This is a genomic window from Martinezella multihospitum (genome assembly GCF_900094585.1).
Lineage (GTDB): Bacteria > Pseudomonadota > Alphaproteobacteria > Rhizobiales > Rhizobiaceae > Rhizobium > Rhizobium multihospitium.
The window spans coordinates 643,777-667,968 of the sequence record NZ_FMAG01000002.1 but is presented as its reverse complement, the minus strand read 5'-3'; the positions used below and the strand labels follow the sequence as shown (position 1 = coordinate 667,968).

The following is a 24,192-nucleotide window of genomic DNA, read 5'->3' as shown; positions in this document are numbered from 1 at the left end:
AGGGCACTCTCAAGACTGCATTCTAATTTGTCTATATTCTCAAATAGAGAAAGCCCGGCCATTGGCCGGGCTTTCCGTCACCGTAGTGAACAATCTCAAATGACCGAGGTCAGATCAGATTAGAAAGTGCGCTCGAAGCGGAGGATACCAGCCCACTGGTCCTGATTGATGGAGTCCCAGTTGGTGTAGGAGACTTCCGGCTCGATGAGCAGGTTCTTGACCGGGTTCCACTTGACGTTCGTGGTAGCGGCAAAAATCTTGGAGTCGGTGTAAGCGAGCTGGAGGTTCCACTTCAGCTTTTCGTTGACCGGAACGCCAACGCCACCCCAGACAGCCCAGTCGCCCCAGCCGATACCGGAAGCCGGACCGGCGCCGTTTGCACCGGCGTACTTGTTGAGCTTGTCGCCATCTGTGTTCCAGCCGCCCATCAAGAAGGCCGAGAATGCGCCGAAGTCGGCGTCTACGCGAGCCTTGATAGCACCTTCTTCGACGATCGAGTCGTAACCACCGACGACCTTGAAGGACCATGCGCCAGACTTGAAGCCAGCACCGGCAACGACGTCAGGCAGATAGTGGTTCGTGCTGTCTTCGCCGTTTGCACCCGTAGCACCAGAGCCAGAGTTGCTGTCTTCAACCGAGATCACAGCCGTGAAGCCGTTGCCGGCGTCGTAGTTGTAGGTGATCTGGTTCAGTTCGTACGGGCCGTCGTAGACCACGTCGTCGTTGATGACGTCGCCGGCATAACCGGTGAAGACGTTGAACTGAGAATCTTCCTTACCAACGGTGAAGCCGCCGAGGCTGATGCTGGCGTGCAGCAGGTTGGTCGCCGTAGAGCCGCCGTCATTCCAGTCCCAACGCAGCTCGGTGTTGGTCTTCAGCGGGCCGTATTCGGTGTCGGTTGCCGTCTGCAGCTGCAGTTCAGCACGAGTGTGCCAGAGCGTGCCGTTGTGGCTGTCCGGATTATAGGCGTCGTACCACTTGCCTTCGGTACGAACCTTACCGCCGATCTTGAGGCAGGTTTCGGTGCCCGGAATAAAGAAGTAGCCTGCACCGTATGCGTCGCAAATGCGAACGTACTCAAGCGGCTCCGGCTCAGCGGCAACGATAGCGTCAGCCGCGTGAGCGCCGGATACTGCTGCCAGAGCAGCAGCGGAGCCGAGAAGAAGGCTCTTGATGTTCATATTGACCTCCAGTCAAAGTTTTATATCGAGAATGAGAACTACCCGAAGGTATTCCCTGTCCCATCCTCGTGTTTCAAGAAGTGGACGATCAATCGCCCTCGCTTCCGAGAGTGAAAATACAAGACGTGCACTGTCACGCAATCGACATTTTCGCGGAAGGGGGGATTTGCGTAAGCCTTCCGCAAGCCCTGTTGCCGAAAGGACACAAGTCAGCAACACGGCGGCCGCAATTATTTAGACTTCATTAAGAAACTCCTTAATCTACCGGCACTTACGTGCGCAGCAAAAATGGTCGCAGCTCATTGGAAAGAGGCACCCGAATGGCCTTTCCGTGGCTAACTGCCGGATTTTGCTGAGTTTGGTAAGCTCTGTATGACGCTTGCCTCGCCGGCCTACCCGGGATCAATAGCCGTTGGTGGGCTCGGCCCACGTCCCAAAACGACGCAAGGACGCGGGTGATTCCCTGAGATGGCCGATTCGACTGCGGCGAGCAGGCATCGAACAAGACCATGCCGCCAATGGCCAAATATCGCCTTACACCATCATTTCCTTCGATAGAGCACCATTCCGGCGTGATGGAGCACGCCATCGATGAAATTGCCATCGGCGGTGAAACCGGTATCGTCCCAATAGTCGATATGATCACCCGTCACCGCGTAGCGCCCCTGATAGGCACGCTCACGACTTCCCCGCGCTTCGATATATCGGCCGTTTGGCAGGAGTTCATGACGGATATGATTCTCGGCCGTTGTCCACATGCCGACGTAAGTGTGTATCGGTTGCTTCATTTCGATTTGATCCTCGGAAAGTGCTGGCGGCGCGAATACGACGCCGGCCAGGGTGAGAACAAAGAGACCGCGAATCAATGTGCCGCCCGCGTCGGGCGAACGACGATCTCATTGACATCGACATCTTTGGGCTGTTCGACGGCGAAGCGTACCGCCCGACCGATGGCATCCGGCGTCAGCGCAACGGCCCGATAGGACCTCATCGCTTCGGCGGCTATCGGGTCGGTGATCGTATCGGCCAGCTCGCTCTCGACAACGCCCGGATGGATGCAGGTGACGCGGATATCGCGGCATTCCTGCCGCAGCCCGTCGGAGATTGCCCGAACGGCATATTTGGTCGCGCAATAAACGGCGGCAGTCGGAGAGACCGCGAGCGCGCCGATCGAAGCGATATTGATAATGTGGCCGGCGCCACGCGCCGTCATCTCCGGCAGAACGGCCGCAATGCCATGAAGTACGCCCTTGATGTTGACGTCGACCATTCTGTCCCATTCCTCGACCTTCATCGAAGTCATCAGGGAAAGCGGCATGATGCCGGCATTGTTGACGATCACATCGACGCCGCCCCAGGCCAGGCGTGCCACCTCTGCAAAGGCAGCAACGTCAGCCCTGTCGGTTACATCGAGCCGGCGGGTCATTACCGTGCCGCCCTTTTCCCGGATCTCGGCCGCCAATGCTTCCAATCTGTCGACGCGCCTGGCGCCCAGCATGACCCTTGCGCCGGCGGAGGCGAGTTCGCGGGCGATGCCCGCACCGATGCCGCTGGAGGCACCCGTGATGAGAATGACTTTATCGATAGGCATGCGATCACTCCTTGCTATGTGAACGGTTCTCTTCTGGAACCGGCTACGAGGAGGATACAGAGCTTCATTGTCGTGATAAGACATACATTCTGTGACAGCTTGGAAAGCAGTATTTACCAATGTGGCCTGATCTCAACGCTCTCTCCGTCTTTATTCTCGTCGCCCAGGAGCGCAATTTTCGCGCCGCCGCCGACAGGCTGGGCGTCACCCGCTCGGCGGTCAGCCAGACAATCCGGCGCTTGGAAGAGAGCATGGGCATCGCGCTGCTGCAGCGCACAACCCGCAGCGTCAGTCTGACGGAGGCTGGCGAACGGCTTTATGCGGACGTGGAGCCGGCGGTATCGGACATACGCGCCGCGATGGAAAAGACGGACGCATTGCGGATGCGCCCCCGCGGTCAATTGCGGCTCGCCGTTTCCTCGATCGCAGAGCGATTTCTCGCCGGCGATTTTCTCGCGAGCTTCGCTGCCGCCAACCCCGAGATCCAGCTCGACATCACCGTCACCGATGAGGAATTCGACATCGTATCGGAAGGCTATGACGCCGGCGTCCGGCTTGGCGAAGTCATCGAGCAGGACATGATTGCCGTACCCGTCGCCGGTGAAGAACGGCAATTGGCCGTCTGCTCCCCGGCCTATCGCGACCGATTCGGCATCCCCACACATCCGAAAGAGCTCTCCGTGCATCGATGCATAGGTTGGCGTCCCTCGCCGAAGGCGGTCCCCTACCGCTGGGAGTTTGCGGACGAGGGCAAGGAATTCCGGATGGAGGTCGCGCCGGAGGTGACGACGAATGACATGGGCGTGATGATCAAGCTGGCCGTCGCCGGAGCGGGAATCACATTCGGGATGGAGGAAAGCTTTCGCCCCTTCATCGGGAGGAACGAGCTAATGCCGATCCTCGAGAAATATTGCCCCTATTTCCCTGGCTTCTACCTCTACTATCCCAATCGACGGAACATGGCTCCCAAGCTGCGCGCGCTCATAGCATATCTGAAGCGCTATGAAGGCTTCGCAGGCCGGAATTCCCGATAGAATCTTGCGTTGGGATTTGGCGGCTCCGAATTCATCTATCATCTGCAGATGAGGGCATTGAGCCGAAATGGCGGAGAAGATGGGATTCGAACCCACGATACCATTTCTGGTATACTCCCTTAGCAGGGGAGCGCCTTCGACCACTCGGCCACCTCTCCGGTGCGGCCCTGATAGGGCCATTCATTTATCGACGCAAGCGCTTTTTCGCCTTTGCGTACCTTCTTTCCATGATTCAACAATAGGCGATTGCCGGCCGAAGCATGGTCCGGCCGACGAGAAGATTCATATCAGGCCAACAGCTGCTTCAAATCGGCAGCCGGGTCGGCAAGAATCTCCTTGGACGGATTGGCGTCGGTCTCCAGCAGCTTCTTGCCGGTAACATAGGCCTTTGCATCGTTTATGGCGTCGACCGCGATGAAACGGCCCTGCTTGAAATACCATATGGAAGCCGCCCCGTCGCGGGCGCCCGGCCGCAGCAATGTCTCGTCGTAACCAAGATTGAAACCAGCAATCTGCAGCTTCACATCATATTGGTCCGACCAGAACCATGGCTTCGGATCATAGGCCTTTTCACCGCCAGCGATGATCGCGGCCGCGGCTTCCGCCTGGTCGACGGCGTTCTGGACCGATTCGAGGCGGATGCGTCCGCCTTCCCACGGCAACTCTACACAATCGCCCATGGCGAAGATCGCGGGATCGGAGGTTCGGGCAAACGAATCGACGGTGATGCCATTGCCGACCTCAAGGCCCGCTTCCTTGGCGAGCCTGTCATTCGGCGCGACGCCGATGCCGACGACGACGAAATCGACATCGATCGTAGATCCGTCAGACAGTTCCGCGGCGGCGACGTGGCCGTTGCGGCCGACAAGTTGCTTCAATCCCGTATTCTCGCGAATGACGACATCATGTTGCCTGTGGATGGCTCTGAAAATGTCGGCCGTTTCCTTGGCCGCCACACGCTGCAATATCCTGTCACCCATCTCGATGAGGGTTACTTCGAGCCCTCGATGGCGCGCGACAGCAGCGGCCTCAAGCCCGATATAGCCGCCGCCGATGATGAGTACCCGGCGGCCGGGGCGCATTTCGCCGGCAAGAAGATCGGCATCGCGCTTGTCACGGGCGAGATAAACGCCTTCTAGCGCGCCGCCGACGGAGGGCGGCAGACGGCGGGGAGTTGAGCCTGTCGCCAGCGCCAGCGTCTCGTAATCCAGTCTGGAGCCGTCCTGCATGACGATCTGCTTTGCGGCGCGGTCGATCTGCTCGACCCAGGTTGACACGCGGATCTCGACATTGTTGTCGGCATACCAATGTTCGGGACGGAACAGCAGGCGATCGAAGCTCATTTCGCCGAGCAGATACTTCTTGGTCAAAGGCGGGCGCTGATAGGGAAGGTTCTCCTCCGCGCCAACGATAGTGATCGGCCGCGAATCACCCAGCCCGCGCAACTTGGCCGCAAGCGCGAAACCCGCCTGCCCAGCCCCGACAATGACCAATCTGCCCGTCACGATCCGTACTCCATTGTTATTATGGCGCTCCTTCCGCGCTGCGCGGAAGGCTGCCTATGGACTTCAGGGGTAACGCCTGTATCCGCAAGCGTCAATCACGGCTGACCCTGCGCCCCGGATCGGGAGAAAGTTAGGCCGACGGGCTCAGCTTGATATTTCCACCCAGCGGCGTTCATGGAAGGATCGCGCCATGGCATGCACCGTTTCCTCGATGCGCAGACCATCTTTGAAAGCCACGACTGACGCAGCCTCGCCTGATATTGCGCGGATCAGCTCGCGGCATTCGATGATCTTCAGATCGTTGAAGCCGAGGCCGTGGCCAGGCGCCGGGATGAACCGGTCATAGGGTTTGTGGGCGGGTGCGGCCAGCACCTTGCGAAAGCCCTGTTCGCTCTCCCTGCCTTCGGCCTGATAGAGTTCGAATTCGTTCATGCGCTCCTGGTCATAGGAGATCGAGCCCTTGGAGCCGAAGATCTGCAGGACAATCCGCCCCTTGCGACCCCAGGCCGAGCGATTGGCCATCAGCACGGCGGAAATGCCGCCGCCGAGGCGCATCAGCACATTGGCAAGATCGTGGTTTTCGACAGCGCGGCTGCCGCCACCCTTCAACGGCCGTTCGGCATAGGGCTTCACCATGTCGGTGATGACGGCTTCGACATGGCCGAACAGGAACCAGAGCAGCGAAAGCGGATGCACGGCGAAATCGTCCAAAGCGCCGTAACCGGAGGCGAGCTCGCTCTTCCAATAGAACAGGCCGTTCGGATCGGCCATGAAGTCCTCGTCCATCTCGACGCGAACATGGTTGACGGTGCCGATCGCGCCTTCAGCAATCAGCGACTTGATATGCCGCATCACCGGGTTCTGGATATAATTGTAACCAAGGATGGCGACTTTGCCCGAGGCCTTGGCAGCAGCCAGCATGCGCTCGGCATCACCATAGGATGGCGCCATCGGCTTTTCGCACCAGACATGCTTGCCGGCTTCGAGGGCAGCAATCGCCATTTCCGGATGGAACTGGTTGGGGGTTGTGACCGAGACGACGTCGACATCCGGGTCTGAAATGAGGTCGCGCCAGTCGGCCGTTGCCTTTTCAAAGCCGAATTCGTCGCCTCGCGCCTTTGCCAGATCGGCATTGGCTTCGGCCAGATGCACCAGGCGCGGCCGCGCGACATCACCGAATACAGTCTTGACCGCGTTCCATGCCAGTGCATGGCATTTGCCCATATAACCGGTGCCGATCAATCCAACGCCCAATGGCTTCATTTGCCCTTCCTCCTCAAATCCGCTCCCGAAGTTGCGGGATTTTTGGAATATTTAGACCGTTTTGACAAGCATGGCCTCGCGAGCAAAATCTCTTCCAGAACGCAGAATTCATATTTATTCGTTTAAAATCATTGTGTTAAAATTATTCGTGCTGAATTATTCAAAATCCGGTATCGTTGCGAATATGGAACATTTGTTTCATTGATGGTGTTGGGGAAGCTGAAGGACGCCGCATGGACAACAATATCGAGACGCAAACCAGGGTGCCGCGCGACTTCGAAAGTCTGCGCAGCATCATTATCGAGCGCAAGAACGCCATGCCTAAGCGCCTCGCACAGGTAGCCGCCTTCGCACTCGGCAATCCCGATGAAATCGCCTTCGGCACAACGGCCAGCATTGCGACAGCGGCTGAAGTTCAACCGTCCACACTAGTACGCCTTGCTCATCACCTCGGCTATGAGGGGTTCTCAGACTTACAGAGCATCTTCCGCGAAAGGCTGCGCGATCGCACGCTTAGCTACGAGGAGCGACTCGTCACGCTCGAGCAGTCTGGCATAAAAGATGAAGAGGCCGGCATCCTCTCCGGCTTCCTGTCTGCGGCAAGCCAGTCCATCAATAAACTCGCAGCAACCATCGAGACGGATACTTTCGCCAAAGCAGTCGATGTGCTTGCCGCTGCAGAAACGATCTATCTCATCGCCAAGCGTCGCTCCTATCCGCTGACGGCGCACATGAGCTATGCCTTCTCCAAGCTGAATATCCGCCACCAGATAGTCGCCTCGCCGAACGGCATCGACGGTGAGATCGCCCGTTTCGCCACGGAGAGGGACGCAGCGATCGCCGCAAGCTTCTCGCCCTACGCCGCCGACAGCCTGGCGCAGGCGCAGGATCTGGCGGCGCGCAACGTGCCCGTCATCGCCATTACCGATTCGGCCTTTTCCCCACTTACCGCCTGCGCGACCCACTGGTTCGAAGTTGCGGAGGCCGATTTTGCGGGCTTCCGCTCGCTGTCGGCATCGATGGCGCTGATCATGGCCTTTCCGGTCGCCATCGCCGAGCGCCGGCGAAAAGCTGTAACAAAAGCAGATAAAACGAAAATGGAATAAACATTCCGAATTGACAAAATCTCGGAACCAATGTTTCACTACAGCCAGGATCACGGCCGCGGGAGATGGTCGTCCGATCCATGGCAACCGGGACGAAACGAACACCGGCACTTTCAATAACGCATGATCTCGGCGCAGGCTGAAAAGCAGAAGAGGTCATGCCCTGACGGGAGGACATCATGGCACACGACAATCCTGGCGCAGAGCCGGAAGCAAAACTCGATGTGATCACCATCGGCCGCTCCTCCGTCGACCTTTATGGTCAGCAGATCGGCTCGAAGCTCGAAGACATCGCCTCCTTCGCCAAGTCGGTTGGCGGCTGCCCGGCCAATATCGCCATCGGCACGGCGCGGCTCGGCCTGAAATCCGGCCTCATCACCCGCGTCGGCGACGAGCAGATGGGCCGTTTCATCCGCGAGCAGTCGGCCCGCGAAGGCGTGGCGGTCGACGGGATCAAGACGGACAAGGAGCGCCTGACGGCGCTGGTACTGCTGGCGGTCGAGGCCGAAGGCGTCTCGCCGATGATCTTCTATCGATCAGATTGCGCCGACATGGCGCTGAACGAAGACGATATCGACGAAGGCTTCATCAAGTCTTCGGGCGCCGTCCTGGTCTCCGGCACGCATTTTTCCAAACCGAATACCGAAGCAGCCCAGCGCAAGGCGATCCGCATCGCCAAGGCGAATGGCCGCAAGGTGATCTTCGATATCGATTATCGCCCGAACCTCTGGGGCCTTGCCGGCCACGCCGAAGGTTTCGAGCGCTATGTAAAGTCGGATCGCGTGTCCTCGAAGATGAAGGAAACGCTGCCGGATTGCGATCTGATCGTCGGCACGGAAGAAGAGATCATGATCGCTTCCGGCGCAGACGATGTGCTCGGCGCGCTGAAGGAAATCCGCCGCCTCTCCTCGGCCGTCATCGTGCTGAAGCGCGGCGCCATGGGATGTATCGTCTATGAAGGTCCGATTTCGGACGACCTTGAAGCCGGTATCGTCGGCCAAGGTTTCCCGATCGAGGTCTTCAACGTTCTCGGTGCTGGCGATGCCTTCATGTCCGGCTTCCTGCGCGGCTATCTGCGCGGCGAGCCCTTGAAGACCTGCGCCACCTGGGCGAATGCCTGCGGCGCCTTTGCCGTCTCCCGCCTGCTCTGCTCGCCGGAATATCCGACCTGGACGGAGCTCGATTTCTTCCTGAAGACGGGCAGCAAGCACCGGGCGCTGCGCAAAGACGAAGCAATCAACCACATTCATTGGGCGACGACCCGCCGCGACGACGAAATCCCGCTGCTGATGGCTCTCGCCATCGACCACCGCTCGCAGCTCGTCAGCGTCTGCGACGAGCTGGGCCTTGGCCACGACAAGATCGTCGCCTTCAAGCGGCTGGCCGTCGAGGCGGCGGCGCGAGTGGCCGATGGTCGCCCCGGCTATGGCATGCTGATCGACGAGCGCTTCGGGCGCGATGCCTTCTTCGATGCTGCAACCAAGAACTTCTCCTGGATCGGACGCCCGGTCGAATTGCCGGGATCGAAGCCGCTGAAATTCGAGTTCAGCCAGGACATCGGCTCCCAGCTCGTCGAATGGCCGCTGCATCATTGCATCAAATGCCTGTGCTTCTACCATCCGGACGATCCGAAGGAGCTGAAGGCGGAGCAGCAGGAGAAGCTGCGGACGCTGTTCGAAGCCGCGCGCAAGGTCGGCCGCGAACTGCTGGTCGAGATCATCGCCAGCAAGAACGGCCCGCTGACCGACGACACGATCCCGACGGCGATGGAAGAGCTCTATGCGCTCGGCATCAAGCCGGACTGGTGGAAGCTTGAGCCGCAGGAATCGGCGGCTGCCTGGAAAAAAATCGATGCCGTGATCGCCAAAAATGATCAATGGTGCCGCGGTATCGTGTTGCTGGGCCTGGAGGCGCCGGCGGAGGAACTGATCCGCAGCTTTGAAGCGACGCTGGCGGCCCCCTCGGTCAAGGGCTTCGCCGTTGGGCGGACCATCTTCTCCGATGCGGCTCGCGCGTGGCTCTCGGGTGGTATGAATGACGAGGAAGCGATTGCCGACATGGCCAGCCGCTTCCGGCAACTGACGGCAGCGTGGCTCAAAACCCGCGGCCTGTGAAATTCTAGGGCGGTTCAGCTTTTCACGAAGCGTTGAACCGTTCTATCTCTTTGTTTTCTGGCAATTCCGGATGGAAAACCGCTACGCACCTTTCCTGGAATTGCTCTAGCATTTGGGAGGCGCCCGATGGGCAAGACGATCCGATTGACGATGGCACAGGCCGTCGCGCATTTCCTCAAGAAGCAGATGACCATCATCGACGGGCAGAAGCAGCCTATCTTCGGCGGTGTCTGGGCGATCTTCGGTCACGGCAACGTCGCCGGCATCGGCGAAGCGCTCTATCAGGTGCGCGAGGAACTGCCGACCTTCCGTGCTCACAACGAGCAGGGCATGGCCCACGCCGCCATCGCCTATGCCAAGGCGAGCTTCCGTCAGCGTTTCATGGCCTGCACCACCTCCATCGGCCCCGGCGCGCTCAACATGGTGACGGCCGCTGGCGTGGCGCATGTCAATCGCATCCCTGTCCTCTTCCTGCCCGGCGACGTCTTTGCCAACCGCGCGCCCGATCCGGTGCTGCAGCAGATCGAGGATTTCGGCGACGGCACCGTTTCGGCCAATGACGCTTTCCGTCCCGTCTCGCGCTATTTCGACCGCATCACCCGGCCCGAGCAGATCATATCGGCGCTGAAGCGCGCCATGCAGGTGCTGACCGATCCCCTTGATTGCGGCCCGGTGACGCTTTCGCTCTGCCAGGACGTACAGGCCGAAGCCTATGATTATCCCGAAAGCTTCTTCGAAGAGCATGTCTGGACCCAGCGCCGCCCGCAACCGGATGCCGACGAACTGGCCAACGCGATCGCATTGATCCGCCGCTCGGAAAAGCCGGTCATTCTGGCGGGCGGCGGTGTGCTCTATTCGCAGGCCGCCAAAGAACTGACTGCTTTTGCCGAAGCACATGGCATTCCGGTTGTCGTCACGCAGGCCGGCAAGTCGGCCATCGACGAAAGGCATCCCCTGGCGCTCGGCTCGGTCGGCGTGACAGGCACCTCGGCCGCCAACGCCATTGCCGAGGACACCGATCTGGTGATCGCCGTCGGCACGCGCTGCCAGGATTTTACCACCGGCTCCTGGGCGCTGTTCAAGAATGAGAAGCTGGCGATGATCGGCCTTAATATCGCAGCCTACGACGCGCTCAAGCACAATAGTCACCCACTGGTGACGGATGCTCGAGAAGGTCTAAAGGCACTCGACGCCGGTCTGGTGGGCTGGCGCGCTCCGGCAGCGCTTGCCGAGAGGGCAGCGCAGGAAAAGAAGATCTGGATGGAAGCTGCCGCTCGGGCAATGGCGACCACCAACGCCGCCCTGCCCTCTGACGCCCAGGTGATCGGTGCGGTTACGCGGACCATCGGCGGCGAGAAGACCATCGTGCTTTGCGCCGCCGGCGGCTTGCCCGGCGAGATGCACAAGCTCTGGCCGGCGACGGTGCCCGGCAGCTATCACATGGAATACGGCTTCTCCTGCATGGGCTACGAGATCGCAGGCGGCCTCGGCGCAAAGATGGCTCATCCGGAAAAGGACGTCGTCGTCATGGTCGGCGACGGCTCCTACATGATGCTGAATTCCGAACTGGCAACCTCGGTCATGCTCGGCCTGAAGATCACCGTCGTCCTGCTCGACAATCGCGGCTACGGCTGCATCAACCGCCTGCAGATGGTAACCGGCGGCGCGAACTTCAACAACCTCCTGAAGGACTCGCGGTTCGAAGTGATGCCCGAGATCGACTTCCGGGCGCATGCGGCCAGCATGGGCGCGATTGCGGTCAAGGTTTCCTCCATCACCGAGCTGGAACAGGCGATCGAAGCCTCGAAGAAGAACGACCGCAGCTCGGTCATCGTCATCGACACCGACCCGCTGATCACCACGGACGAAGGCGGCCACTGGTGGGACGTTGCCGTTCCAGAGGTCAGCCCGCGCGCCGAAGTCAACAAGGCCCGCGCCGCCTATGAAAAAGCCCGCGCCGCCCAACGCATTGGCTGATCGATTTCCGACACTTTTCCGGAGGAGCTGAAACGCTCCTCCATCCCAATTTTCAAGGAGACCATTGATGAAGGCCAAACTCGGCATGTCGCCCATCGCCTGGTGGAACGACGACCTTCCTGAGCTCAGCGACGACGTATCGCTGGAAGAATGCCTGCGGCAATCGCGCGGCGCGGGCTTCACCGGCATGGAACAGGGCCGGCGCTTCCCGAGCAACCCCGACGAGATGCTGCCGATCCTGCGCGCCGCCGACGTGACGCTCTGCGGCGGCTGGTTCTCGGGCACGCTGGTCAACGAAGAGCTCGCCGCCAACAAGGATCGCATCGCGCCGATGATCGAGCTGTTCAAGGCCGTCAACGCGCCTTGCATCGTCTATGGCGAAGTCGGCCGCTCGATCCAGGGCGATCGTTCCAAGCCGCTCGCCACCAAGCCGCGCCTTTCGGATGACGAGATGAAGGCCTATGCCCGCCGCGTGACCGAATTCGGCGAATGGTGCGCCGAACAGGGCATGCCGCTCTCCTATCATCATCACATGGCGGCCGTCGTCGAGACCGAGCCGGAGCTTGATGCCTTCATGCGCAATTCCGGCGCCGGCATTCCGCTGCTGCTCGATGCCGGCCACCTCGCCTTTGCCGGCGGCGACGTGCTGCGCGCCATCGACAACCACCACGCCCGTATCAACCATGTCCACGTCAAGGACATCCGCAAATCGGTCGTCGATGGGCTGGATCGCAGCCGACAGTCCTTCCTCGATGCCGTTGCGCTCGGCGCGTTCACGGTGCCGGGCGACGGCTCGCTCGATTTCGGTGCGATCGTCAAGCGCTTCGCCGGTTACGGTTATGAAGGCTGGTTCGTGGTCGAGGCCGAGCAGGATCCGCGCAAGGCACCGCCGCAGAAAATGGCCGAGATCGGTCATGCCGAGCTGATGCGCGTCATGACAGCAGCGGGTTACACGGTGGAAACCGAAGGCTTTCCCAAGGGATAGCCAGAGATGAGCGCCCCTCCGTCCCATCGAAGGATCACGAGGGGTGTCTTTCCAAGCAATGGAGGAACAGACCCATGCCAAATCTCAAGGTCAAACCTGACGGCTCCCATGGCCGCGTCACCCATGTCACGCCAGAAAGCGCCGGCTGGACCTATGTCGGCTTCGATCTCCATCGCCTGAAGCCGGGCGAGACGGCTTCGGCCGAGACCGGTGATCGCGAAGTCTGCCTCGTCTGGGTCAGCGGCAAGGGAAGCGCCAAGGCGGGTGCGAAGGATTTCGGCTTGCTCGGTGGTCGGATGAGCCCTTTTGAGGGCGCGCCGCATGCGCTCTATATTCCGGCTGGTTCAAGCTGGTCGGTAATCGCCGAGACCGATCTGGAGCTGGCCGTTTGCTCGGCACCGGGTGGCGGCTCCTATGAAGCGCGCGCGATTCCGCCAGGCACGCACCCGGCGCTGACACGCGGCAAGGGCACCAATGTCCGCTACGTCAACAACATCATGCCGGAAGACGATGGTGCGGCGCATTCGTTGCTGGTCGTTGAAGTAATCACGCCGGGCGGACATACCTCCTCCTACCCTCCGCACAAGCACGATCAGGACAATCTGCCGAACGAAAGCTTCCTGGAGGAAACCTACTATCACCGCCTCAACCCGCCGCAGGGTTTTGGCTTCCAGCGCGTCTATACCGACGACCGTTCGCTCGACGAAGTCATGGTGCTGGAGGATGGCGACGTGACGCTGGTGCCGAAGGGATATCACCCCTGCGCCGCTTGCCACGGCTACGATCTCTACTATCTCAACGTGATGGCCGGCCCGAAGCGCATCTGGAAATTCCACAATGCCGTCGAGCACGAATGGCTGCTCAAATCCTGAAGAGGTGTCGGGTTCTTAATCACCCGCCCTCGTGGTTCGAGACGGCCCTTTGGGCCACCTCACCATGAGGGCTAGTTTCCTGCACAAGACGACACATTGAACTCGCCTCATCCGACAGGAAGCTGTTTTACGCGACGATGTGCGCTCCATCCTCACCCTGAGGAGCGAAGCCTCGAAGGGCGAGGATGGCCCGCGAGCTTCCCACCAACAAAAGGCCGCGCCTGAAAGCGCGGCCTTTTTCATTTCACGCTGGCAGCAGGCCGTAGCGCCATTTCCGATCCCTGGCATTGCGCGCCAGCACCAGCCAGGTGAGCAGGATCATCCCTGCTTCCGCAAAGATGGGTGTCATCCAGATCCCCCGTTCGCCGAAGACAAGCGGCAGCAGGAATGTCAGCGGCAGGGTGAACAGATAGGATCGTGACAGACCGAAGATCGCGCCGCGCTTGGCATCGCCGATCGACTGGAAATAGGACGACAGGATGATCGCCTGCCCGAAGAGGAAATAGGCGCCGATCGTCCAGGGCAGAATGCGGCCGACCTCGGCGACGATCAGCGGATCGGCAACGAAGATCGAGCCTAGATGCCCTGCCAGCAGCTCGACGATCACTTCAACCGCCGCGCAATAGGCCAGAGCCGAGATCAGGGCGATGACAACGCTGTGGCCGACGCGGGCAGGAAGCGCGGCACCGTGATTGTGGCCCGATATGGTCTGCAGCGCGATGCTCAAGCCCAGAAGCGGCAGATAGGCGAAGGTCATGACACGAGTAACGATCCCGTAGGCGCCAACGGTCGCCACATAATCGCCCTGATGCCAGATCGACACGTTGAAGAGGATCGCCGCCGAACTTAGCGAGATGCCGATGAAGCCGAGGCTCATCGGCGCGCCGAAGGCAAAGATGCCGCGCCACTCGTGAACATGCAGCGCCATGTCGACCCGAAGGCCGCCGGGGCGACGCAGGCGGTAGATGACGACGATCGCCAGGCAGATGAACTGCGCCAGGATCGACCCGCCGGCCGAGCCGACGACACCCCAATGAAAGACGGCCATCAGCAGCCAGTTCGCCAGGATGTTGAGCAGCGTCGAGGCAAGCGTCACCAGCGTCATGAAGCCGAGCTTTCCTTCGCAGCGCAGCCCGTCGAGGTGCAGCGAGAGGAAGAAGCTGATCGGCGCGAAGGCAACCATGACGCCCATGAAGGCTTCGGCACTGCGGGCGACATCGACATTTCCTGCCGCAGCCACGGCAATGAATTGCCGGGCTGCGAGCCAGTAGACGAGGTTGATTGCCACCACGACGGCGAGCGCCAGTGTATGGGCGCCGGTGAACACCGATCTCGCACCATCGCGATTTCCGGCGCCGAGGCGGCGGGCGAGAATGCTCGCCATGCCGTTCGAAACCAGCGTCTGCAGCGCAATCAGCAGCATGAGCGCGGGGAAGATGAGGCTGACCGCCGAGAGAGCTTCGGCGCCGACATAGACGCCAAGAAAATAGGCGTCTACGACGGCAAAGAGGCCGCTGACGGTGGTGATGATGATGATCGGCGCGGCGGTCTTGGCAAAGATGCCAGGCAGCCAGCCGGTGAGGAACATGTTGTTTTCGTTCGTGTGCGCCATGGTGGTATCCGGACGGAATCGCTCGCAAGCGGCGAAGATAGAGACCTAATGATGAAGGATGAAGTCAGATGTCGAGAACCAGATGCGGCAGGCCATTCGATGTCCTGCGCGGCGAAATGCCGTCGGCATCGACCTGAGCGTTGATGCGCTGGCGAAACGCCGAGAAGCTCTCGAATTCCACCACATCGACCGGTTCGTCGAAATGGATCGTTATCCTGTAGAGCCCGCCTGACTTTGCCGACATCGCTATCACTTTGCCCGTGAAGGGCTTGTTCAGATAGCGTCCGCGCACGGCGGAGCCGACATCGAAGGGCGCATCCGGCCCGTCATTCGGTTTTGCGGCAAGCGCCGACAGCGTGTTCCAATCACGCAGCCCGTGTTGCTTGGCGATCAGCTCCAGCGCCGTCGAGTGGCTCATGTCGTCGCCACGCTCGGCCATCGCCTGGCGCAGACGCCGGGCCTGAGCCTTCAGTTCATCTATGGACGGATACGTCGTCATAGGATCAGCCTTTGCTAAGGCACGCAATTACGACCGTGAAACGGAGCTCGCATTACCGTCAGTCAGCATGCCTCAAGTGGCCGTGACCTAAAACAGCGAGGACTTCACCTTGGATTTTCATCCGCGAGCGGCAGGCGCCTCGAACCGAGCCTTCGTATGATCGAAGCCGATCCCGCTGTCAAGATGCAGTCAAATCGGCACAAAAGGCGAACCCGTTAAAATTCTACCGATGCAATTGACGCTTCTGCAAAACCTCCGTGCAAGGTTCGTAGAGTAACCGAGATGAATTCGGTCTGTTCTTCAACAGGGAATGACAATGCTTCGCGCAACGCATCTGGCGAAAGTCAAATCCGAAGTCTACGAACGCAGCTGGGAACGGTTCTACGTCCAGAGGCCGGCGCGTCTCGTGGCGGTTCGTCCCTGTCTGACCGGAATTTCCGTGCGCAGTGCCGAGATTACCGATATCTCGCGCGGCGGCGCGAGTTTCACCGTCGCCACGACTGTGGGGCTGCCGACCCATTATTATCTGAACATCCTCGGCCTTGCCTATCGCATCGCCTGCGCCGAAGTCAGCCGCAACGACAACCGCGTCCATGTCCGCTTCATCAACCTGATCGAACCGGAAACCCTGCGCCGCGTCGTACGCGCCGATTTCATGATCGGCAATGCCGAGGCAATGGCTGCGCGCGGCAAAAGGCGGCCGGTATAAATTCGGCTTCACGTCCTCAATCGCTTCGCACGTTCCCGCGGGCATATCGTGCAGGCGGCATGCCTGCGTATCGCGCAAAGGCGACGCTGAAAGTGCTTGCCGATCCGTAGCCAACGCGTTCAGCTACCTGATCCATCCCCAATTCGCGGCTGCGCAATAGCTGCTTTGCAAGAGCCATGCGCCAAGCCAATAGATATTCCATTGGCGGCAGGCCAACGACGCGGCTGAAGCGCGCAAAGAAAGCCGATCGGGACAGGGCCGCTTCGGTCGCAAGATCCGCGACAGTCCAAGGATGCGCAGGACGCGCATGTATCGCGTGAAGTGCTGCGGCTAGGCGTTCATCGGCAAGACCGCGACTCAAGCTCGACGTGACGGTTGTTTCCGTGCCGGATCGCAATGCCTCGATCAACAACACCTCCAGCAGCCGTTCCAGCACGAGTTCGCGCGCCGGGCGGCGCTCGCGCGTTTCCTCACCGACCAATTGCATCAGCGTCGCGAGTCGGGGCTCGGCACGAACGATAACTACATCAGGCAAGAGGGAAACGAGCAAGGCCGCATCCGGCGCGCCGAAGCTGCAATGCCCTATGCGCATGCGCAGATCCGCCGGCCCTTCGAGGCGACCGACACGGAAATGGCCGCCACTCAACTGCGTTGGAACCATGGCGGACAGACCGGCCGGTGCGTCGACGCTCTCGTTGACAAGGTCGCGCATGGCCGGCACGAGCACGAAATCGCCGGCTCGGAGGATGAAAGGCTGCTGTCCTCCAAACGTTACGCGGCAACGCCCCTCAAGGATTGCGCAGTAGAATGGCTCGCCTGTGGCCTCGCGATGAATTCGCCAGGCGCCGGCGCATTCCACCAGCTTCGAAGAGCGTGCGGCCGGCTGCAGCAGCGTGACGATTTCGGCAAGGGGATCGACGGTCATAGTCAGGACTAACGCTAAAGAAATGGAGACTATAGCATATATAAAGTCTCTCGCTCGGTCACTACCATGGCATCATTCCTTTTGTTTGGAGAGGCTCATGTCCACGATATTGATTACTGGTTGCTCGTCTGGCTTCGGCCTGGAGACTGCGAAACTGTTTTTTGAACGAGGGTGGGACGTCATCGCGACAATGCGCACGCCCAAACCCGAGCTGCTACCGGTTTCCGAACGCTTGCGTATTCTCGCCCTCGACGTCACCAATCCGGCAAGCATCGCGGATGCCGTGAAGGCTGCCGGTCCGATAGACGTATTGGTCAACAATGCCGGTTTCGGAGCGCCCTCACCAATCGAGCTGACTGCGCCGGATACGGTGCAGTCGCTGTTCCAGACAAATACGATCGGCACATTGGCAATGGTTCAGGCCGTATTGCCCCAGATGCGTCAACGTCGGGCCGGCGTCATCGTCAACGTCACCTCTACGGTGACGGTCAAGACTCTGCCGGTGATTGGGATCTACCGGGCCAGCAAGGCAGCGGTGAACGCCTTCACCGAGTCCCTATCGGTCGAGATGGAGCCATTTGGCGTACGGGTGCATATTGTCCTGCCAGGCCGGTCGCCGGAAACTCGCTTTGGGGAGAATGCGCGTCCACATTTGCGTGGTCTGGACGATCCGGATTATGCGCCCCTGATCCAGCAATTCATAAAGAATGTACAGGACGACACCGGTCCCGTTACCTATGCTCCCGACGTAGCGAAGGCAGTGTGGCGGGCAGCCACCGATCCATCCGCCCCGTTGCGAATTCCGGGCGGTGCGGATGCTGAACTCTGGATGGCTGAGGCAGGTTTGTAACCGGAATCGGTGGCAGCCAACAAGCTGTTGCCGTTCCGACTTCGACCGTGCATTAGAGGGAACACGCAGCCGTCGGCCCCGGGAGCGCGGCCGGTGGCTGCGTTCGGGCCTTTGCGAACGTCTCATTTCATAACGGCAGGCGTAGTTCACCCATTGATATGCGGCGTATGAGATCGGTGAAAAGATTGCATTCTGCAACCATGACTCGTTGTTCCAGCGAAGGTACGTTATCGTCGGGATGGATTTGAACAGTCGTTGTGGCCACAGTTCTTCCGTGGTCATACTCTCCGTCTACGAGGTGGATTGTTGCGCCTGTTTCTGTCTCTCGATTGTCGAGTACGGCTTGGTGAACTCTTCGCCCATACATTCCCAATCCGCCGTATTTGGGTAGCAACCCCGGATGAACATTCAATATTCGCCCATCAAACGCAGCGAGCGTAAGCGGGCCAAGTTTCTTGAGATAGCCAGATAAGACAACGATTTCAGCGCCATAGGCGACCAGCGTGTCGCGAAGCTGTTTGTCCGCATCAGCTTCCCTGTCCTTCGTCGGAATATGAAACGAGGGAATACCGTTGGCCTCAGCATAGGCTAGCGCTGCCGACGAAGCCCTATTGCTAACCAGCACGACGGCAGCAGCGTTCATTGTGTTCGCTCGAATGGCCTCGTTGACCGTCCGAAATGAGGTTCCATTGTTTGATGCAAGGAACGCTATTGCGAGCTTATCCATCAGAGGCCTCGTTAATCGATGCTATCGCGACGACCGAGACTCCCTTTAAGGACAACTGACAAGGATTTTCAATATTGCGACGACGCAATCCGAAGGCCGCGTCTTTCCACCCTTGCAACCACCCGCCAAGCGCCTATTCTGCCGCACCCTGCAATCGAATTCGGGAAACAAAGCCAGCATGTCCGCCTTTTCGCGCTTCACGCCGCTGCTCAGCGCCCTGCCCTCCACCGTTCCTTTCGTCGGCCCCGAAGCGCTGGAGCGTCAGCGCGGGCTCTCGGTCAAAGCGCGTATCGGCGCCAATGAAAACGGCTTCGGGCCGGCACCCTCCGTCATCGCGGCCATGCGCGAGCGGGCCGGCGACATCTGGATGTACAACGATCCGGAAAATTACGAGCTGAAGCAGGCGTTGGCGGCGCATCTTGGCGTTCAACCGGCCAGTATCGCGGTTGGCGAAGGCATCGATAGCCTGCTGGGCCTGATCGCGCGCATGGTCATCGAGCCAGGCACGCCCGTCGTCACCTCGCTCGGCGGCTATCCCACCTTCAATTTCCATGTCGCCGGCTTCGGCGGCCGCCTCGTTACCGTGCCCTATGTCGATGACCGTGAGGACCTCGATGGGCTGCTTGAGGCTGTAAAGCGCGAGAACGCACCACTTGTCTATTTCGCCAATCCCGACAATCCGATGGGCAGCTGGTGGGAGGCCGACAAGATCGTCGCCTTTGCTCGTGCATTGCCTGACAACTGCCTGCTGATCCTCGACGAAGCCTATAGCGAGACCGGGCCTGCCAGCTCGCTGCCTGATATCTCGGCCCTGATCGACCTGCCGAATGTACTGCGCACCCGCACTTTCTCCAAAGCCTATGGCCTTGCCGGCGCCCGCGTCGGCTATGTCATCGGCGCGCCGGAGACCGTGCTGACCTTCGACAAGATCCGCAATCATTTCGGCATGAACAGGCTTGCGACAGTGGCCGCCCTCGCCGCCCTCAAGGACCAGGCCTATCTTGCCGAAGTGGTCGGCAAGATCCGGGCTGCACGCGAGGAGATCGGCGTCATCGCCCGGGACAATGGCCTGCTGCCGCTCGCCTCCGCCACCAACTTCGTCGCCATCGATTGCGGCCGCGACGGCACCTATGCCCGCGCGATCGTCGACGGGCTGATCCAGCACGGCGTCTTCATCCGCATGCCGGGCGTGGCACCGCTCAATCGCTGTATCCGTGTCAGCGTGGGGCCTCAGCAGGATCTCGACCTGCTCGCCGAAGCCTTGCCTCAGGTGCTGAAGGCGATTGGCTGATCGGCGTGCCCTGAAAATATTCAGCATTGATTTTCTTACGCAATTCCGGACGGAAAACCGCTACGCACTTTTCCTGGAATTGCTGTGAAACGACGAAACCGCGCCTGCCTTGTCCCGGCCGGTCGCGGTTTTCATCGTTCGGCGGCTCGCCTCTCCCTCGTCCGCCGACATCCCCTCCTTCGAGGTCAGTACGTCGTATTCGGTTTGGCCCGCTTCAGTGCGTAGTCATCCACTCGCGGGCGGCGCGAAGCGCGGTCGCGAGCTGCATCTTGGTCAAGGTTGCGGCGACGTCGGCACGAAGCTCGGCGGCGCGCTCGCTGCCACGGATGGCGGCGATATTCAACCATTTGTGGGCGGCAACGAGGTCTGCATTGCAGCCCCTGCCGGTCGCGTAGTTCACGCCCAGTTCGCAAAGGGCATCGGCGCTGTTACCACCCATCATGGCATTTCCAGACATCGGCGTTTCGAAGCGTGCCATTGTTATTATCCCTGTTTACTTCTGTTCGTATCTGCCCTGTTTTCCGTCCGAACCTTGCCGTCATTCGCGGCTTTCCGGTTCTTCCGGTCGGCGGGTTTGCCCCGCTCGTTTGATGGCTTCACTATCGCAGACGGCTTTCAAAAAACGCCTAAAATGCATGATTAATTCGATGCAAACAAAGTGCAAATGCTTGGTAAACTTGGGATTTTGTTAAACATCGCTTCCCTTGCAAATTAAGGATTTTCGGGCAGGCTTTACCTTTCGTTAGAATTTGGATTTAAACTCTTTCTTCACCACAAAAAGAGCGCAGTTGAATTCGATGTCGTGTTTCGACGGCGTGCGGATGCCTGACAAAACGGGGATTTTGGCTCCGGAAACCATATTTACCTTTACGTTCGCGTTAGATAATCTCGCGGCGTTCCCGGCCATGGAGCCGGATGGCGCCTTGGGGGAGGAATAAGATCATGATCCGTGCCACCATTCTTGCTGCTGCAATGCTATTGAGCGCGAATGCCGCTTTTGCCGAAGAGCCGATCGTCGGCAACTGGAAAACCGTTGCCGGCGATACCGCTGCCATCGCGCCTTGCGGCGACAGTTACTGCGTGACGCTGAAGACAGGCAAATATGCCGGCAAGCAGATCGGCAAGATGCAGGGCAAGGGCGACAGCTATACGGGTGAGCTCACCGATCCCTCGGAAGACAAGACCTATAGCGGCTCCGGCACCGTCAGCGGCAATAAGATCAAGATGCAAGGCTGCGTGCTGAAGATATTCTGCAAATCGCAGACCTGGACGAAACTCTAAAGCGGCTTTTACCTATTCCAGAAAGACTACAGCGCCTGCCCGCCACTCGGCCGGCGGGCCTTTTTTATTTGCCTGCGGAAGCTGCAGACGTTTTTTCGAACCCGGTAATATTTATGAACGCTAGATGAACCGGTATCTCAGCACCTGTTCAGCCTGACCATGGCAAAACAGTGTCCAGTATAGGGCACGGGCAGGCCAGGAACATGGACTCGATCATCATCGCGCGGCGCTTCGTTGTTATCATGCTGTTTGCCGCGATCTTCGCATTCAGCTTCTCGGTTGCGGTCGAGCATGGCGGCCGCAGCGGCGCACAATCGCATTTCGGCGCAAGCTTCACCTGCGTGCAGACCGGTGCGCCTTACTGCACGACGGTGCAATAAAAACGCCTGCGCGCGATCCTCGCGCAGGCCCGTGGACAGCCCTAAAAATAGCTGCGAGAATCCGGGCCGCCTGTTGCAACGTCGTTTGCTTGTAACCAACGACACTCTATAATGGCTCATGAGCAACAGAATCTCTCCCTTTTCACCCCTCGACATCTCCTCCCCCAGCCCGTTCCAGCCGCGGACTTTCGATGATCCAGGCAAGGCCGTCGAAGCGCTGACGGAGCTTTACGATCGCAACACCGCGTTCCTGATCGACAATTTCACCAAGCTTGCCAAGGGCGCACCGATCACGGCTCGCTACCGCGCCTTCTATCCGCAGGTCAGCATCGAGACCACCAGCTTCGGCCATGTCGACTCGCGCCTCTCCTACGGCCATGTCACGGCGCCCGGCGTCTATACGACGACGATTACCCGCCCGCAGCTCTTCAAGCACTATCTCAAGGAACAGCTGACGCTCCTGATGCGCAGCCATAATGTTCCGGTCGTCGTATCGGAATCAACGACGCCCATCCCGATCCATTTCGCCTTCGGCGAAGGCGCCCATGTGGAAGCAACCGCCAGTATTTTCGAAGACATTCCGCTGCGCGATCTCTTCGATACGCCGGACTTGAACACCACCGACGACGAGATCGCCAACGGCGAATATATCCCGCCGCCGGGCGAGCCCTCGCCGCTCGCGCCCTTCACCGCGCAGCGCATCGACTATTCGCTCGCCCGCCTCGTCCACTACACGGCGACGAGCGCCGCGCACTTCCAGAATTTCGTGCTGTTCACGAACTACCAGTTCTATATCGACGAATTCTGCAAGTGGGCGCGCGACCTGATGGCGAGCGGCGGTGACGGCTATACCGAATTCGTCGAACCCGGCAACATCATCACCAAGGCCGGTTCCAGCCAGCCCGAAGGCGACACCACGCCGCCGCGCCTGCCGCAGATGCCGGCCTACCATCTGAAGAAGAAAGGGCACGCCGGCATCACCATGATCAATATCGGCGTCGGTCCCTCCAACGCCAAGACGATCACCGACCACGTCGCCGTGCTTCGCCCGCATGCCTGGCTGATGCTCGGCCATTGCGCCGGCCTGCGCAACAGCCAGCGGCTCGGCGATTATGTGCTCGCCCATGCCTATATGCGCGAAGATCACGTTCTCGACGACGACCTGCCGGTCTGGGTGCCGATCCCGGCGCTCGCCGAAGTGCAGGTGGCGCTTGAAGCGGCCGTTGCCGAAATCACCGGTTATGAAGGCTTCGAGCTGAAGCGCATCATGCGCACGGGCACGGTCGGCACCATCGACAACCGCAACTGGGAACTGCGCGATCAGGCAGGCCCGGTCAAGCGACTGTCCCAGGCCCGCGCCGTCGCGCTCGACATGGAATCGGCAACGATCGCCGCCAACGGCTTCCGTTTCCGCGTTCCCTACGGCACGCTGCTCTGCGTTTCGGACAAGCCGCTGCATGGCGAGTTGAAGCTACCGGGCATGGCGACGGCTTTCTATCGCACCCAGGTAAACCAGCATCTGCAGATCGGCATCCGCGCCATCCAGAAGCTGGCCGCCATGCCGCCCGAAGCGCTGCATTCGCGCAAGCTGCGCAGCTTCTTCGAAACGGCGTTCCAGTGACGTATCGATAGGCTGTTGTCGCAATTGACCGAGGAAAACAGGTGACGTGGACGAACTTTGATGGCGGCTCGACAATTGGCCACCAAGGTTCGGAAGGCGGCATCATTCTTTTGGACGAAGAACATGGCGATGGCGCGCGTGTCACACTTGAGAGGTGTGATCGTGTGCCGTTTGCCATTACCTGTGGCCTTTACGGCAATATGGCTCACACTGTTTTTACCGGCAGTGAGCAGGAGGCTCTGGACACCTTCCGCGCGATCAAGACAAATCTTGAGGCGCTGATCGCGATTTGGCCGGAAAAAGACGCATCGGCCGATCAAGTGTCCAGGTTTCATGACGCCATCGCGGATTTTGTGGAACGTTTTTGACGCGAGCCTCTATTTCCTAGTTCTCAGACATAGGCATAGAGCGGTCTGCATTTTGGCTTGCCGTCAATTCCGGATGACCAGAGGGCTCTCCAGCCCAGCTCAGGCACAGGATCAACAGAGCAAAGCCCGCCATGCCGATCCAGGTGCGAAACACGACCCTGCCGACATCGGCTGCGTCGAGCAGCTCCTCTTCCGACAGCGTCTTCTTTTGCCAGTAATGCACGATTGCGGCTTCCAGACTGTACATTTCCGTCTCTCCTTATGGTGTTGACGGAACTGGTCGACCGGGCTCGGGCTTTTT

At 59.8% G+C, this 24,192-nt stretch carries 24 protein-coding genes and 1 tRNA gene; 13 read left to right on the top strand and 12 right to left on the bottom strand.

The window, feature by feature from the left end; translation table 11 throughout:
• Positions 1 to 119: 119 nt before the first annotated feature.
• The 3 genes from GA0061103_RS10090 to GA0061103_RS10080 all read right to left on the bottom strand — a co-directional run bounded on the left by GA0061103_RS10090 (position 120) and on the right by GA0061103_RS10080 (position 2,772).
• The gene (locus tag GA0061103_RS10090; protein WP_092710407.1) at positions 120 to 1,181 is read right to left on the bottom strand and encodes a porin; all 1,062 of its coding nucleotides are present in this window, start codon (positions 1,179 to 1,181) and stop codon (positions 120 to 122) included.
• Between the two features lie 542 nt (positions 1,182 to 1,723).
• Entirely contained in the window at positions 1,724 to 1,975 is a 252-nt protein-coding gene (locus GA0061103_RS10085; protein WP_245304736.1) for an Atu4866 domain-containing protein, read from the bottom strand.
• A 68-nt stretch (positions 1,976 to 2,043) separates the two neighbouring features.
• Entirely contained in the window at positions 2,044 to 2,772 is a 729-nt protein-coding gene (locus GA0061103_RS10080; protein WP_092710404.1) for an SDR family oxidoreductase, read from the bottom strand.
• A gap of 119 nt (positions 2,773 to 2,891) precedes the next feature.
• Between GA0061103_RS10080 and GA0061103_RS10075 the strand changes: the two genes are divergently transcribed.
• Complete coding sequence (locus GA0061103_RS10075; RefSeq protein WP_092710401.1) at positions 2,892 to 3,806, top strand: LysR family transcriptional regulator; 915 nt, start codon at positions 2,892 to 2,894, stop codon at positions 3,804 to 3,806.
• Positions 3,807 to 3,874: 68 nt separating this feature from the next.
• On the opposite strand, the gene GA0061103_RS10070 is transcribed toward GA0061103_RS10075, so the two are convergent.
• From GA0061103_RS10070 to GA0061103_RS10060, 3 genes are all read right to left on the bottom strand, one after another.
• Positions 3,875 to 3,964 (bottom strand) — tRNA-Ser (locus GA0061103_RS10070).
• A gap of 129 nt (positions 3,965 to 4,093) precedes the next feature.
• A complete protein-coding gene (locus GA0061103_RS10065) occupies positions 4,094 to 5,311 on the bottom strand; it encodes an NAD(P)/FAD-dependent oxidoreductase (protein ID WP_092710399.1) in 1,218 nt (405 codons plus the stop codon).
• 144 nt (positions 5,312 to 5,455) lie between these two features.
• Positions 5,456 to 6,574: a Gfo/Idh/MocA family protein gene (locus GA0061103_RS10060; RefSeq protein ID WP_092710396.1), complete on the bottom strand. Its 1,119-nt coding sequence runs from the start codon at positions 6,572 to 6,574 to the stop codon at positions 5,456 to 5,458.
• A gap of 233 nt (positions 6,575 to 6,807) precedes the next feature.
• Between GA0061103_RS10060 and GA0061103_RS10055 the strand changes: the two genes are divergently transcribed.
• The 5 genes from GA0061103_RS10055 (at position 6,808) to iolB (ending at position 13,628) form a co-directional block, all read left to right on the top strand.
• Complete coding sequence (locus tag GA0061103_RS10055; RefSeq protein WP_092710394.1) at positions 6,808 to 7,680, top strand: MurR/RpiR family transcriptional regulator; 873 nt, start codon at positions 6,808 to 6,810, stop codon at positions 7,678 to 7,680.
• A 179-nt stretch (positions 7,681 to 7,859) separates the two neighbouring features.
• Complete coding sequence (locus GA0061103_RS10050; protein WP_092710391.1) at positions 7,860 to 9,794, top strand: bifunctional 5-dehydro-2-deoxygluconokinase/5-dehydro-2-deoxyphosphogluconate aldolase; 1,935 nt, start codon at positions 7,860 to 7,862, stop codon at positions 9,792 to 9,794.
• A gap of 126 nt (positions 9,795 to 9,920) precedes the next feature.
• Complete coding sequence (iolD, locus tag GA0061103_RS10045; RefSeq protein ID WP_092710389.1) at positions 9,921 to 11,771, top strand: 3D-(3,5/4)-trihydroxycyclohexane-1,2-dione acylhydrolase (decyclizing); 1,851 nt, start codon at positions 9,921 to 9,923, stop codon at positions 11,769 to 11,771.
• Positions 11,772 to 11,838: 67 nt separating this feature from the next.
• Complete coding sequence (gene iolE / locus GA0061103_RS10040; RefSeq protein ID WP_092710386.1) at positions 11,839 to 12,756, top strand: myo-inosose-2 dehydratase; 918 nt, start codon at positions 11,839 to 11,841, stop codon at positions 12,754 to 12,756.
• A gap of 74 nt (positions 12,757 to 12,830) precedes the next feature.
• Complete coding sequence (gene iolB / locus GA0061103_RS10035; protein ID WP_092710384.1) at positions 12,831 to 13,628, top strand: 5-deoxy-glucuronate isomerase; 798 nt, start codon at positions 12,831 to 12,833, stop codon at positions 13,626 to 13,628.
• 244 nt (positions 13,629 to 13,872) lie between these two features.
• On the opposite strand, the gene GA0061103_RS10030 is transcribed toward iolB, so the two are convergent.
• Complete coding sequence (locus GA0061103_RS10030; RefSeq protein ID WP_092710381.1) at positions 13,873 to 15,240, bottom strand: MATE family efflux transporter; 1,368 nt, start codon at positions 15,238 to 15,240, stop codon at positions 13,873 to 13,875.
• 64 nt (positions 15,241 to 15,304) lie between these two features.
• Positions 15,305 to 15,739, bottom strand: a complete 435-nt coding sequence (locus GA0061103_RS10025) for a glyoxalase superfamily protein (protein WP_092710378.1) — start codon at positions 15,737 to 15,739, stop codon at positions 15,305 to 15,307.
• Between the two features lie 310 nt (positions 15,740 to 16,049).
• Here GA0061103_RS10025 and GA0061103_RS10020 point away from each other — a divergent pair, with 310 nt between their 5' ends.
• Positions 16,050 to 16,448 carry a PilZ domain-containing protein gene (locus tag GA0061103_RS10020; protein WP_208603504.1) on the top strand — a complete coding sequence of 133 codons (399 nt, stop codon included), beginning with the start codon at positions 16,050 to 16,052 and terminating at the stop codon, positions 16,446 to 16,448.
• 16 nt (positions 16,449 to 16,464) lie between these two features.
• Here GA0061103_RS10020 and GA0061103_RS10015 read toward each other — a convergent pair whose 3' ends face one another.
• The gene (locus tag GA0061103_RS10015) at positions 16,465 to 17,373 is read right to left on the bottom strand and encodes an AraC family transcriptional regulator (protein WP_092710373.1); all 909 of its coding nucleotides are present in this window, start codon (positions 17,371 to 17,373) and stop codon (positions 16,465 to 16,467) included.
• Positions 17,374 to 17,470: 97 nt separating this feature from the next.
• Between GA0061103_RS10015 and GA0061103_RS10010 the strand changes: the two genes are divergently transcribed.
• Positions 17,471 to 18,223 carry an SDR family oxidoreductase gene (locus GA0061103_RS10010; RefSeq protein ID WP_092710371.1) on the top strand — a complete coding sequence of 251 codons (753 nt, stop codon included), beginning with the start codon at positions 17,471 to 17,473 and terminating at the stop codon, positions 18,221 to 18,223.
• A gap of 127 nt (positions 18,224 to 18,350) precedes the next feature.
• Here the strand turns inward: GA0061103_RS10010 and purN are convergent, their stop codons facing one another.
• Positions 18,351 to 18,950, bottom strand: a complete 600-nt coding sequence (gene purN, locus GA0061103_RS10005) for a phosphoribosylglycinamide formyltransferase (RefSeq protein ID WP_092710368.1) — start codon at positions 18,948 to 18,950, stop codon at positions 18,351 to 18,353.
• Positions 18,951 to 19,128: 178 nt separating this feature from the next.
• Between purN and GA0061103_RS10000 the strand changes: the two genes are divergently transcribed.
• Complete coding sequence (locus tag GA0061103_RS10000; protein WP_092710365.1) at positions 19,129 to 20,241, top strand: pyridoxal phosphate-dependent aminotransferase; 1,113 nt, start codon at positions 19,129 to 19,131, stop codon at positions 20,239 to 20,241.
• A gap of 214 nt (positions 20,242 to 20,455) precedes the next feature.
• Here GA0061103_RS10000 and GA0061103_RS09995 read toward each other — a convergent pair whose 3' ends face one another.
• Entirely contained in the window at positions 20,456 to 20,719 is a 264-nt protein-coding gene (locus tag GA0061103_RS09995) for a sel1 repeat family protein (protein ID WP_092710362.1), read from the bottom strand.
• 464 nt (positions 20,720 to 21,183) lie between these two features.
• Here GA0061103_RS09995 and GA0061103_RS09990 point away from each other — a divergent pair, with 464 nt between their 5' ends.
• The 4 genes from GA0061103_RS09990 (at position 21,184) to GA0061103_RS09980 (ending at position 23,891) form a co-directional block, all read left to right on the top strand.
• Positions 21,184 to 21,522 carry a DUF2147 domain-containing protein gene (locus GA0061103_RS09990; protein ID WP_092710360.1) on the top strand — a complete coding sequence of 113 codons (339 nt, stop codon included), beginning with the start codon at positions 21,184 to 21,186 and terminating at the stop codon, positions 21,520 to 21,522.
• A gap of 203 nt (positions 21,523 to 21,725) precedes the next feature.
• A complete protein-coding gene (locus GA0061103_RS35015; protein ID WP_167376563.1) occupies positions 21,726 to 21,902 on the top strand; it encodes a hypothetical protein in 177 nt (58 codons plus the stop codon).
• Between the two features lie 118 nt (positions 21,903 to 22,020).
• The gene (locus tag GA0061103_RS09985; RefSeq protein ID WP_092710357.1) at positions 22,021 to 23,523 is read left to right on the top strand and encodes an AMP nucleosidase; all 1,503 of its coding nucleotides are present in this window, start codon (positions 22,021 to 22,023) and stop codon (positions 23,521 to 23,523) included.
• A gap of 41 nt (positions 23,524 to 23,564) precedes the next feature.
• Positions 23,565 to 23,891: a hypothetical protein gene (locus GA0061103_RS09980; RefSeq protein WP_092710355.1), complete on the top strand. Its 327-nt coding sequence runs from the start codon at positions 23,565 to 23,567 to the stop codon at positions 23,889 to 23,891.
• A 16-nt stretch (positions 23,892 to 23,907) separates the two neighbouring features.
• On the opposite strand, the gene GA0061103_RS09975 is transcribed toward GA0061103_RS09980, so the two are convergent.
• Positions 23,908 to 24,138, bottom strand: coding sequence for a hypothetical protein (locus tag GA0061103_RS09975; protein ID WP_092710352.1), 231 nt, complete (start codon positions 24,136 to 24,138; stop codon positions 23,908 to 23,910).
• Positions 24,139 to 24,192 lie beyond the last annotated feature (54 nt).